Consider the following 12046-nt stretch of genomic DNA (forward strand, 5'->3'; position numbering starts at 1 on the left):
AAGGCCGACCCGGCGGTTAGAACAGACATTTCGCCGTTCTCGCTTACCGTCAGCGTAGGGACGGATGTTCTCAGTTCACTCCGCAGAATCGATGCGGCGCGGTCCCGCTCGCCTTGAGTTCCAGGGTGCCCTGCGCCTTGCCGCGGATTCCGCCCCCCGGCATGGCGATGTGCACCGCCGCGAGATCCTTCAGCGGACCGCTGGTGAACTTCACGTCGCCGATCACATTCCCGCCGTCGTTGCCGGCCACCATGGTGATCGTGTACTGACCGGCTGTGCCGTCCCAGGTGTAGGCGCCGGGCGCGCGTTCGACCACCAGCACCCCGACCACCTCCTTGGACAGCTTGATCGGGTTAGCGCTGGTGACCAGGCTGCACTTCCAGCTGCCGTCGATCATCGCCTTACCGGTGAGGGCATCCGGGTTGGTCGTCGCCGGGGTGGACGACGCGTCGGCCGTCGGGGACGAGGCGACCGTCCCGCCACCCGCGCCGCCGCCCCCACGCAACAGGACGTAGCCACCGACCGCCAGCAGCGCCACGACCAGCGCCACCGCCAGCGGGCCGATCCAGCCCTGCCGGAGCCAGGCCAGCATGTCCTCGGGCGGCGGCTCGTCGTGGGGCACTGCCCCCCGGCGGTCGGTCGGTTCCAGCAGGCCCGAGGACGTCGCCCCGCGTGCGGACCGACCCTGCGGGCCCACATGGCCGCCGCCCGAACGGCCGCCATCGGCCTCACCTCGCCGGCCCGCGGCGCGACGGGCTCCCGGCCCGGTCGCACTGCCCCGGGCCGCCCGGTCGGCCGTGCGCCGCCGCCGCTCGCCGGTGTCGGCGCGGCCGTTCTCGGCCGCGCGGCCGTCGGCGGTCGCCCGACCCCCGGAAGGGGCGGAGACCGGTTGCAGGCTGTTGGTGTCGGTCACCGGATTCGGCGTGCGGCGCCGATCGGCCGGCACGCTGCGCCCATTCGGCTTTCGCACGCTTCGCGAGGGCTGCCAGCCACTGTCGTCATCCCCCGCCGGGCCCGCGGCGGTCCCCCGCCCCCGCCCGGATGCGCGCCGGGTGACCAGGGAGGTCATCTCGGACGGCGTCTCGGGCCGGCGGCCGGTCGGTCCGGCCGCGCCGACGCCGCGCCCGCCGGCCTCGCCGGGCTGCCCAGGACCGCCGGCGGGCGGCCCGGCGGGGGCCGGTGCGTCCGGCCGGACCGTCGTCATCGTCTCCTCGACCCGCCGCGTGGGCGGGCCACCGGCTCGCATGCCCACCGGGGCGACGTCCGGCGCGGCCGGGGCCCCTGACCGGTCCGCGCCCGTCGGGTCCCCCATCCGCACGGGCGGGACGGGACGTTCCCTCGCCTGCAGCGCCGCGGGCGCGCGCCAGCCCGTCCCGGCTTCCCCGGCTCCGGTCTCACGGCGGCGACCCCCTGTCGGCAGTGGCCCCGACAGGGGGTCGTCCCGGCCAGCGAGCGCCCCGGGGATGCCGGGCGGCGGAAGCGGGCGGACGAAGCTACCGGTGTCGGTCAGCGGGTTGCGCCAGCCCGAACCACCGGCCGCACCATCCTGGGCCTCCCAGGAGCGTTCCGGCCGAGCGGTCGGCGTCACGGTGGCAGCGGACCGGCCGCGACCACCCGCGGGCTCCCGTGCGTTCTCGCCGGCAGGTCCCAACGGGACCGGCGGGACCTGCGGCCCCACACCGGCGCCGTGAACCGGGCCAGGGCCCGAGCGATCGTGGATCCCCCCGCCGGCGGGTGCGGGCGCCGCACCGGCCAGCAATCGCCCGCCGGACGCTGGGCCGCGCGTCCCGGGGTTACCCGAACGGCCGGCGCCCGCGGCCCCCGGAGCGGACTGCCGCAGGGCGGGGTAGGCCTCCACCCCACCGAAGCCGCGCGGCGGCACCGAGGGGTACTCGGCGGCCTGTCCGTTTGTCCCCCGGCCGGCGCCCTGGGCCGGGTCGGCCGTGGGCGACACCGGCAGCCGCAGCCTCGGCGAGCTGTGGCCGTTCCACGAATCTGTCTGCCGAGGGGCTTCCCGCCCGCCCGCCGACCCGGCGGGCGTGGCGGCGGGCGGATTGGCTCCGCCGGGCGGCCCGTAGCCGTCGGGGCTGGTCCAACCCGTGCCGCGGCCGCCGGGCGCCGCCGGCCAGGCCGGCCGCGGGCCAGCGCCGGTCACGCCGAAGCCGTCCGGCCCCACCCGCGGCTCCAGCCCGGGGCGCGGCTTGGGCGCCCGCGTCGGCGCGAACGCCGCATCGGTTGGCCGGCCGGTCGTTCCCGGTGGCGCGGGCGGGGCGGCGGCGGCGGGCGAGGAAAAACCAGGGGACACAGAAGAGCCCGAGGGTGCGACCGGCGGGTACGCGGTCTGCTGCGGTGCCAGCACCGGTTGGGGCGCCTGGGGATGGGACGACAGCGGGATCGGACCCGTACGGGACCCGGTCGCGGGGACTGGGCGGGCGGAGATGGGGAAACCGCCGGTGAACGGGTCGGTGTAGCCGCCGGGGGCGCGGTCCGCCGCGGGTGCGGCGAGCCGCGGTGAGTCGTCGACGCGCACCGAGTCGGCGGACGGGCCACCCCATGCCTGCTGGCCACCGGGCCCGGTCCGACCACCGACCGCCGGTGCCCCAAATCGGTCGACGCCCGCATCCGGACGGCCGGGGGCGCCGGCCGCAGCAGTGCCCACGGGTGCGGCCGGCGCCAGGGGCGACATCGACGGCAGGTTGGCCATCGACCGGGAGCCGTTCGGCGGAACCGCATCGACCGGAGGAGCCACGAAGATCGCCAAAGATCCGCCGCCGGGCCGCGGCGCCGGACCATCCCAGGTACTGGTCACATCGAAGGGGTCGGCACGGCGCGGCAACCCGGCGGGCGGCATCGCGCCGGCGGACTGCGGCGCGGCGGATGGGCGGGGTTCGGGCTCGCCGACCCGTTCGACGGCGAAGAAGTCGTCGTCGCGGCGGGGCGCAGCCGGCGGAACCGGCCCGTTCACATCGGCATCGTGGGTCGTCACCGGGCTGCCCCCCGACTCTGGTCGCGTGTGGAGGCAACGGCCGGCTCGAGGCCCTCAGGTCTCGGGCTACAGCGCATGGTCATAGGGCGGCATCTCCTGCCCCCCAGATCAGCACGATGTGGGCAGCCATCGTGAGGACGTGCATTGTCTGAACCGTGTCGTCGCAACCAGCACCCAGCCAGATCAGTCGGTCGGGAGCAGCGCCGCTCGAAGACGTGAGATCTCGGCCTGCGGCACACTTCGCCGCCTCGCCGTGATCGGGTAACTATGCACGATGGACGTCCCGACGTACGAGCGCCAGAAAAGCAATAGCCCTCTGGTTGGTCGCCCACGAGCCCGGAATGATATGTGGTGATAGCTCCGACTAGCCATTGTACACGCGCCGCGGTCATCGTTTGTCACGGCAGGCGGCGTACATCTCGCGCACGATCCGCCGTGACGACTCCGACTGGACGCTGGCGCTGAACCGCTTGTACTCCTCCTCCGTGTAGGTGGCCTCCAGTTTGTCCAGCGTGCAGGTGCAGTAGCCCTCATTGCCGTTGCTGACGTCCAGGCAGGAGCCGAGATACGCCTCCCGGACGGCCTTGGCATAGTGGCCCTTGCCTGCTGCCGCGGCGCCCACGGCCGACCCGCCGTCCGATCCGCCTCCGCCGAGCGCGAGGAATCCCGCGACACCAAGGCCCACGCAGACCAGTACGACGATGGCCGCGATCAGCAACGGGGGACGCTCGCGGGCCTGCCGGAGCAACCCGCCGACGCGCCCGGCCAGCCCACCCGCGCTGGCCGGGCCGTCCACCGCCGACGCCGGCCCACGCGGTCCCGACGGCGCCCAGCCGGACTCGGGCTCATCGTCGAGCCCCCGTCCGAGGGAAGGCCGCCTGCCGCGGGACGGCTCCCCGTAGCGGTCGGATCCGTCGTAGCGGTCGGACTCGTCGTAGCGGTCGGACTCGTCGTAGCCGTCGGACTCGTCGTAGCCGTCGGACTCGTCGTAGCCGTCGGACTCGTCGTAGCCGTCGGACTCGTCGTAGCCGTCGGACTCGTCGTAGCCGTCGGACTCGTCGTCGAAATCGTCCTCCCAGTCCGCCACGCCGGCGGCCCGCGCCGGGGGCGCACTCCCACCCGTCGTCGCGCTGACCCGACGGATCTCACCGGTCGAGTCGACGTCGTCCCGGCCCCCCGGCACGGCGCCGGTGGGCCCGGCCGTGCCAGCACCGGCGGTGCCCGCACGGGTGACCCCGGTGGCCGCAGTCGGGGCGGTCCCGCGGAGCGGGGCGCTCTGGTCACGCGCGTCAGCCCCCGGCGCGGTGCCCGCCGACGTCCACTGGACGAACTGCCCGGTGCCGCCGTAGGACGCCAGTTCCCCCGTCGCCGCACCGGCGCCGGCAGCTGGGTCGCCACCACCACCCGCGCCGAGGCGACCTGCCGGATTCGCCCCGCCCGCCGGACCCGCGCCACCGACCGGGCCGGCGTCCCCGATCAGGCCACGAACGGCCGGCGGATCCACATCGGCCGGCGGGTCGGCCGCGACCAACCCGCCGGGACGGGATGTCCCGGGACGGATCTCGTGCCGCACCGCGGCGGGCGCCCCGAACGCCGCACCACACGCTGGGGCGGCGCCACGCCCGCCGCCCGGCTGACCATCCGGTTCGGACCCGCCACCCGGACCTGGGTGAGCCGAGGGGCCCGCCGTCGCAGCGCGGGGAAGGCCGCCGGTGCGCGCCTCCCCGCCGCCGGGCGAGACCGCGTCGGCGGTGCCGGCCATCTGCGACCGCGCCGTATCGCCATCGGAGCTGGCCGCGGGCATGGCGGATGACGGCTGCCAGGTCTGGGCGGCTTCATCCCAGAGGTAGGCGCCGTCATCGCTGACCCAGCGGCCGTGCTCGTCGAGGCGCATCTGTCGTCCTTCGTGCCGGAGACGGACGCTCCCAGGGTGCCATGTCCACCGTGGCTCCGGATCGGCCGGGTACCGCCGCCACCGTCGGGCCGTGGACTGTTCCGTCCGAATCGGGTATCGGCGCGCATCGCACGGCCGAGCGCCGCCGTGACGGCCATGGCCACCACCCGCGGCAGCGACCCCGGGCCGGTCAGGATGCGGCGGTCACCATGATCTCGGCCTTCTGGAACTCCTTGAGGGTTGCGTACCCCGTCGTCGCCATTGCGGTGCGAAGACCGCCGGCCAGGTTGAGCAGGCCCGTTCCGGTGGCCGCGCCGGGCCCTGTGACGATCTGCGCCAGGGTGCCCGTCGGGGGGACCGGTGCCCACCGGCCACGGGGAAGGTCGGAGTGCAGCACGTCCATCGGCCACATCCCGCCCTGTCCCGGCGCGTCCCACGCCGCCGCCAGCGCCGCATCCACCATGACCGCGTCGGCGCCGCAGGCGATCGCCTTCGCGAGGTCACCGCCGGTCTGCAGGTCGCCGTGCGCGACGACGTGGACGTAGCGGCCGCCCGACTCGTCCAGGTAGCGCATCCGGGCTCCCGCGGCGTCCGCGATGGCGGTGGCGAGCGGGACTCCCACACCGAGCACGTCGTGGGTCCGGTCACCCAGGCCCGAACCGACGCCGACGATGACGCCGGCGGCGCCGGTTCGCATCAGGTGCAGGGCGGTCGAGAACGACGCGCACCCGCCGACCAGCACCGGTACGTCCAGCTCACCGATGAACCGCTTGAGGTTGAGGGGCTCGCTGCGGCGGGACTGGTGCTCGGCGGAGACCGCCGTGCCGTGGATGACCAACAGGTCGACGCCGGCCGCCAGCACGTGCTGGCTGAGCGCCCGCACCTTCTGCGGGCGCAGCGCCGCGGCGACGACCACCCCGGCGTCGCGCAGCTCGCCGAGACGCTGCGTGATGAGCTCCGGACGCACCGGGGACTCGTACAGCGCGCGCAGCCGTTCCGTCGCCGCCGGATGGCCCTCCTTGGCGCCGATCTCGCCGAGTTCGGCGATGTGGTTCTCCGGCTGGTCGTACCGGGTCCACAGCCCCTCGACATGCAGGACGCCGAGGCCGCCGAGCCGGCCGAGCGCGATCGCCGACGCCGGCGAGGTGACGGCGTCGGCGGCAGCCGCCACCAGCGGCAGGTCGAAGCGGTAGGCGTCGATCTCCCAGGCCAGCGAGACGTCCTGCGGGTCCCGGGTACGACGCGACGGGACGATGCCGACGGCGTCGAGACCGTACGCGACCCGCGCGCTCTTGCCGATACCGATCTCGACTTCTGCCACTGCTGGCGCCTCCTGGTTCGGCCGGCGGGCTCGCGCCGGCCGGACACTGACGTACCTGCTCCGGGTCGTCCGCGCCGACCCGGCCGCTGAAACCCGAATGCCGGTGACCGGGATCGCCGGTGGCCGGTGGCCGGGACAGCCTGCGGTGACGGCGGGCATACCGCAGGCGAGGGCATCCACGGCGGCATCGAGCGGGCCCGGGGTGCACACGGTGCCACGATCAGCCCGAAGGGGCGGCCGCCGCCCGCGGACACGAGCGAGCCGGCCCGAGCCGGGCTGCGCCGCCCCGGCGCGGCGCGCTCGCCGGTTCAGCGCGAGGAGTTGTAGTTCGGCGCCTCGACGGTCATCTGGATGTCGTGCGGGTGGCTCTCGACCAGGCCGGCGGAGGTGATCCGGATCAGCTGCGCGTCGTCCTGCATCCGCCGGATGGTCGGCGAGCCGGTGTACCCCATCGCGGCCCGCAGCCCGCCGACGAGCTGGTGCGCCACGGCCGCGAGCGAGCCGCGGTAGGGCACCTGCCCCTCGATGCCCTCCGGGACGAGCTTGTCGTCGGAGAGCACGTCGTCCTGGAAGTAGCGGTCCTTCGAGTAGGAGCGGGCCCCGCCGCGGCTGCGCATCGCGGCGAGCGACCCCATGCCGCGGTAGGCCTTGTACTGCTTGCCGTTGATGAAGATCAGCTCACCCGGGCTCTCGTCGACGCCGGCGAGCAGGCTGCCCAGCATGACCGTGTCCGCCCCGACCGCGATGGCCTTCGCGATGTCGCCGGAGTACTGCAGACCGCCGTCCCCGATCACCGGCACGCCGTGCTCCCGGGCGACCCGGGACGCCTCGTAGATCGCCGTGACCTGGGGGACGCCGACTCCGGAGACCACCCGGGTGGTGCAGATCGACCCGGGACCCACGCCGACCTTGATGGCGTCCGCGCCCGCGGCGATAAGCGCCGCCGCACCCGCGCCGGTTGCGACGTTGCCGCCGATCACGTCCAGCGGCCGCCCGTCGGCGCCGTTCGGAATGTCGGTCTTGATCCGGCGCACCATGTCGGGCACCGCCCGCTGGTGGCCGTGCGCGGTGTCCACGATGAGGAAGTCGACTCCCGCCGCGACAAGAACCTGGGCCCGCTTGTAGGCGTCCTCGCCCACCCCGATCGCGGCACCGACCGTCAGCCGGCCGTCGGCGTCCTTGGTGGCGTGCGGGTACTGCTCACGCTTGGTGAAGTCCTTGACCGTGATCAGCCCCTGCAGCCGGCCCTGGCCGTCGACGATCGGCAGCTTCTCGATCTTGTGACGGTGCAGCAGCCCCAGCGCGTCCTCCGGCGACACGCCGACCGGCGCGGTGATCAACGGCATCCGCGTCATGACGTCGGACACCCTGCGGGAGTAGTCCCGCTCGAAGCGGATGTCCCGATTGGTCACGATGCCGACGAGCCGCCCGTCCGGCTCCGTCACCGGGACACCCGAGATGCGGTAGCGCGCCATGAGCACGTTCGCGTCCTCGAGGGTGGCCTCCGGCCCGCAGGTCACCGGCGCGGTGATCATCCCGGATTCGGACCGCTTCACCATGTCGACCTGCTGCGCCTGCTCGTCGATCGAGAGGTTGCGATGCAACACCCCGACGCCGCCCTGGCGCGCCATTGCAATCGCCATTCGCGCCTCGGTCACCGTGTCCATGGCGGAAGACACCAAGGGCACGGCAAGGGAGATGGAACGCGAGAGCCGGGTCGTGGTGTCGGCCTCGGAGGGCACGAGATCGGAAGCCGCGGGCAGCAACAGGACGTCGTCGAAGGTCAGGCCCAGCATCGCCAGCTTCGGCGGCACCGGCGCGTCGGCTCCCAGGAGGTCCGCCTGGGAGCCGACGGAGCCGCCCGCCGACGTCGCACGGGCCGACGTGGCGGGAGCCGACGTGGAGTGATCGGTGGCGACGGGAGCGTTCATGGCACCTTCCGTTCCGCGTTGACCGGTGCCGCGGCGCTGGGTGCTCGCCCGGCGGCCATGACCGCGCCGGGCGCCTGGTGGGCAACCGGCCCGGCCGGCCACCGGGCGGAACGGGGCATCGACCCGTTGCCGGCGAGCCGGTCGCCGGGTGGCGGCATGCACATCATCGTAAAGGTCGGCGGCGCTTATGGGCGGTCGCGGCGTGACGGAGATCGCGGTGGACCGCCGGAAACGGGTGGTTTGCGCCGGCCGACCGGCGCGACACGGATAGAGCAACGGAAGGCGGACCTACGCAGACCCATCCACAAGCACCACACAACGGTGCCGAGAGTCCGGATCGGGACCACTTAGCAGTCCGGGCAAGCGTAGCGTGGTCGACGTGAGCGACGAGCCTGTCGACCCCTTCGCGGGTGACCCCGAGGATCCGGCCGCCGAGCTCGCGCGCCTCGACTCTGTCGACGACCTCGACCTGCTCGAACCGCTGTCCTTGCACGAGCGGGAGGAGGTCCTCGCCGAGCTGGGAGACCTCGACGTCTTCCGCACGCTGCTCGAGCCGCGCGGCTACCGCGGCCTTGTCGTCGACTGCGAGGGCTGCGCCGAGCCCCACTACTTCGACTGGGAGCTGCTGGCCGGCAACCTGCGCAACCTCCTCAACGAGGGCCGGACACGCGTCCACGAGCCGGCCTTCTCCCCCGACCCCTCGTGCTACGTGAGCTGGGAATACGCCCGCGGCTTCGCCGATGGCGTGTACGAAGCGTCAGCCGCTTCGGAGGCCGACTCCCGCTGACCGCCCGGCCGCGGCCCGGCCGGCAGCGGAGCCCCGCGGTCGCGTGGCTGCCTCCGCTCGTCCCGTCGCGCCCGCCATCGCCAGGGGTGTGGTCGGCGGCGTGCCTGCGGCGAACCACTTGCCCACTGCAGCTCGCCGGTGCCGCGCGCCCCCTCATCCCCCGCCGCCACTACGACTTTCGGGCCAGCCCGGACTGTCCGTTCCCGGACAGTCCGGGCTGGCGACCGGTACCACCCGCCCCATTGGCATGTCTCTGCCATTGGGGCGCCCCGGCCTGCGGCCCCGTCCACGAGATCCCCATCGTCGGATCCGTTCGGTTCGCCCGATCCATTCTGGTGATGCTGGTGCTCGGTGATGCTGGTGCGGACCGGCGAGCCCCCGTGCCGCCGCGCCGCTCCGGGCCCTCGTCACCCCGAGTCCGGCGTTCACCCGCGATCCTCCCGGCCTCTGGCCGTGTGACCAGGCGATCGTCGGGGTAGGCGAACCATCGTCCACAAAGTTGTCCGCCGGACCCGCGGACTCGACGTCCCTGCCGAGCCGGGGCCCGCTCGGGCAACCGGGCGCACCCACCGGATGTCGGGAGGGGGCGACCGGGCGCGGGAACCGGCAGAGGGCACGTGGACCCGCGCCGCGTCCAGGCGGGGCTGTGCCAGCACGGCGCACCGGACCTGACGGCCGTCGACGCGGGGCCGCCCGGGTGAATTTTTCAAGATCGCCAAAAGGGTGACCGGTACTACGGTGAGCCCGCGGCACTTGCCGCTCAGGTCTAAAGGGGGGGCGCAGGCCGATGACCGACGTTCGACGACTTCCAGGCCCCGGCGCGGAGAAGTGGGAGTGGCAGCTGCATGGCGCGTGCCGCGGGGAGAGCACCGAGCTCTTCTTCCACCCGGAGGGCGAACGCGGACCTGCCCGGGCCGCCCGCGAGGCCGCAGCCAAGGCGATATGCGCCCGCTGCCCGGTCATCCGCGCCTGCGGGGAGTACGCACTGACCGCCCGGGAGCCCTACGGCGTCTGGGGCGGACTCAGCGAATCGGAACGCGAGGCGATCCTGACCGGCCGCTCGCGGCGGGGGGTGGCTCGCCGCGTTCCCGCCCGGCCGGGACTCGCGCCGGCCTGCTGAGCGGCCCGGCGGCAGGTGACGACATGGCCGGACATCTGATCCCAGCCATGCCGATCACCCGCGACGGGTGAGCGGGCCCGCAGCCAGGTCTCGCCCAGCCGTCGCGGGTGGCACCCCGCGGCGGCCGCTGCTCCTGCTCCGGCTCGGACACCGTGCCGCGTGCCGCCGGACGAGGGCCCTGGAGACGAAGACGGTCCGGCCGGGCCCCCGAGTGGGGTCCGGCCGGACCGCTTCGATGCCGCGGGCGGGGCACCGGCCAGAGTTCGCCCGGCCGGGCCTCGCGGAACCGGCTCCGGTCAGAAACCGGGGCCCTGCGGGTGGTTGTGCCCATGGCCATGGGCGTGGGCGTGCCCGTGATCGCCCTCAGGCTTCGCCGGCTTCTCGACGACGAGGCTCTCGGTGGTGATGAGCAGCGCCGCGATCGACGCAGCGTTCGCCACCGCCGAACGGGTGACCTTGACCGGGTCGACGACACCGGCCGCGATCAGGTCGGTGTACTCGCCGGTCGCCGCGTTGTAACCGTGGCGCGGCTCGAGTTCCTTGACCTTGGCGACGGTGACCGCGCCCTCCAGGCCCGCGTTGCGCGCGATCCAGGACAGCGGGGCGTCAAGGGCGGCGCGCACGATCCGAACGCCGGCGAGCTCGTCCCCGGTGCGGCCGAGGCCGTCGTCGAGAACGGAGGTGACGTGCGCCATGGCGGCGCCGCCGCCGGCGACGATGCCCTCCTCGATGGCCGCCCGCGTGGCGGACACGGCGTCCTCGAGGCGGTGCTTCTTCTCCTTGAGCTCCACCTCGGTGTGGGCACCCACCCGGATGACCGCGACTCCGCCGGCGAGCTTGGCGAGCCGCTCCTGAAGCTTCTCGCGGTCCCAGTCCGAGTCGCTGCCCTCGATCTCCGCCTTGAGCTGCTGCACCCGGTCGGAGACCGAGTCGGCCTCGCCGCCGCCGTCGATGATGGTGGTGTTGTCCTTGTCCACCACGACGCGCCGGGCCCGACCGAGGTCGGCCAGGGTCACCGCGTCGAGCGAGAGCCCGACCTCGCTGGCCACCACCTGGCCGCCGGTGAGCACGGCGATGTCCTGCAGTATTGCCGCGCGGCGGTCCCCGAAGCCGGGCGCCTTCACCGCGACGACCTGGAAGGTCTTGCGGATCGCGTTCACCACCAGGGTGGACAGCGCCTCGCCGTCGATGTCCTCGGCGATGATCAGCAGCGGCTTGCGCTCCTGCACGACCTGCTCGAGGACGGGCAGGATCTCGTTCAGCGCCGCGATCTTGCCCGGGTAGAGCAGGATGTACGCGTCCTCGAGGACGGCCTCCTGACGGTCGGCGTCCGTGACGAAGTACGGCGAGATGTAGCCCTTGTCGAACTGCATCCCCTCGGTCAGTTCGAGGTCCAGACCGATGGTCTGGCTCTCCTCGACCGTGATGACACCGTCCTTGCCGATCTTGTCGATCGCCTCGGCGATCAGCTCCCCGACCTGGGTGTCCTGGGCGGAGATGGCGGCGACCTGGGCGATCGTCTGCTTGGAGCCGACCTCGAGAGCCTGCTCCAGCAGCGCGGCGGAGACAGCCTCGACGGCGGCCTCGATGCCCAGCTTCAGCGACAGCGGCGCGGCCCCGGCGGTGACCTGCTTCAGGCCGAAGCGGACCATCGCCTGGGCGAGCACCGTCGCCGTGGTGGTGCCGTCGCCGGCGACGTCGTTGGTCTTGGTGGCGACTTCCTTGGCGAGCTGGGCGCCCAGGTTCTCGTACGGGTCCTCCAGCTCGATCTCCCGGGCGATCGTCACCCCGTCGTTGGTGATCGTCGCCGCGCCGTAGGACTTGTCGATGACGACGTTGCGCCCACGCGGGCCAATCGTCACCTTGACCGCGTCGGCCAGCGCGTTCACACCGTGCTCGAGCGCGTGGCGGGCGTCCTCGTTGAACGTGAGAATCTTCGGCATACCTGGTTGTCCTCCCGACACCGATGAGCGGTGGAAAACCGCAAGGGGCGCGCCCTGCCGGTGA

Annotated in this window: 8 protein-coding genes; 3 read left to right on the forward strand and 5 right to left on the reverse strand. The window is 73.6% G+C overall.

The window, feature by feature from the left end; all coding sequences use genetic code 11:
• Nucleotides 1–70: 70 nt before the first annotated feature.
• From G6R25_RS01180 to G6R25_RS01190, 3 genes are all read right to left on the reverse strand, one after another.
• Nucleotides 71–2986, reverse strand: a complete 2916-nt coding sequence (locus G6R25_RS01180; RefSeq protein WP_163551314.1) for a hypothetical protein — start codon at nucleotides 2984–2986, stop codon at nucleotides 71–73.
• Between the two features lie 388 nt (nucleotides 2987–3374).
• A complete protein-coding gene (locus tag G6R25_RS24870) occupies nucleotides 3375–4880 on the reverse strand; it encodes a hypothetical protein (RefSeq protein WP_205446769.1) in 1506 nt (501 codons plus the stop codon).
• 190 nt (nucleotides 4881–5070) lie between these two features.
• Nucleotides 5071–6201 carry a GuaB3 family IMP dehydrogenase-related protein gene (locus G6R25_RS01190; protein WP_163551315.1) on the reverse strand — a complete coding sequence of 377 codons (1131 nt, stop codon included), beginning with the start codon at nucleotides 6199–6201 and terminating at the stop codon, nucleotides 5071–5073.
• A 126-nt stretch (nucleotides 6202–6327) separates the two neighbouring features.
• Between G6R25_RS01190 and G6R25_RS01195 the strand changes: the two genes are divergently transcribed.
• A complete protein-coding gene (locus tag G6R25_RS01195; RefSeq protein WP_163551316.1) occupies nucleotides 6328–6528 on the forward strand; it encodes a hypothetical protein in 201 nt (66 codons plus the stop codon).
• Here G6R25_RS01195 and guaB read toward each other — a convergent pair.
• The gene (guaB, locus tag G6R25_RS01200; RefSeq protein WP_163551317.1) at nucleotides 6510–8132 is read right to left on the reverse strand and encodes an IMP dehydrogenase; all 1623 of its coding nucleotides are present in this window, start codon (nucleotides 8130–8132) and stop codon (nucleotides 6510–6512) included. The two genes, G6R25_RS01195 and guaB, sit on opposite strands and share 19 nt — an antisense overlap.
• 370 nt (nucleotides 8133–8502) lie before the next feature.
• Between guaB and G6R25_RS01210 the strand changes: the two genes are divergently transcribed.
• Both G6R25_RS01210 and G6R25_RS01215 read left to right on the forward strand, forming a co-directional pair.
• Nucleotides 8503–8919 carry a DUF5319 domain-containing protein gene (locus G6R25_RS01210; RefSeq protein WP_009740476.1) on the forward strand — a complete coding sequence of 139 codons (417 nt, stop codon included), beginning with the start codon at nucleotides 8503–8505 and terminating at the stop codon, nucleotides 8917–8919.
• Nucleotides 8920–9706: 787 nt separating this feature from the next.
• Nucleotides 9707–10039 carry a WhiB family transcriptional regulator gene (locus tag G6R25_RS01215; RefSeq protein ID WP_011602341.1) on the forward strand — a complete coding sequence of 111 codons (333 nt, stop codon included), beginning with the start codon at nucleotides 9707–9709 and terminating at the stop codon, nucleotides 10037–10039.
• A 296-nt stretch (nucleotides 10040–10335) separates the two neighbouring features.
• On the opposite strand, the gene groL is transcribed toward G6R25_RS01215, so the two are convergent.
• Nucleotides 10336–11982 carry a chaperonin GroEL gene (groL, locus tag G6R25_RS01220; protein WP_163551318.1) on the reverse strand — a complete coding sequence of 549 codons (1647 nt, stop codon included), beginning with the start codon at nucleotides 11980–11982 and terminating at the stop codon, nucleotides 10336–10338.
• Between the last annotated feature and the right edge of the window lie 64 nt (nucleotides 11983–12046).

The organism is Candidatus Frankia alpina, assembly GCF_902806485.1.
GTDB lineage: Bacteria > Actinomycetota > Actinomycetes > Frankiales > Frankiaceae > Frankia > Frankia alpina.

Excerpts from the sequence above, each read along its gene's own strand:
- G6R25_RS24870 (WP_205446769.1), bottom strand. The coding sequence starts at position 4,880 with ATGCGCCTCGACGAGCACGGCCGCTGGGTCAGCGATGACGGCGCCTAC.
- groL (WP_163551318.1), bottom strand. The coding sequence starts at position 11,982 with ATGCCGAAGATTCTCACGTTCAACGAGGACGCCCGCCACGCGCTCGAG.
- G6R25_RS01215 (WP_011602341.1), top strand. The coding sequence starts at position 9,707 with ATGACCGACGTTCGACGACTTCCAGGCCCCGGCGCGGAGAAGTGGGAG.
- guaB (WP_163551317.1), bottom strand. The coding sequence starts at position 8,132 with ATGAACGCTCCCGTCGCCACCGATCACTCCACGTCGGCTCCCGCCACG.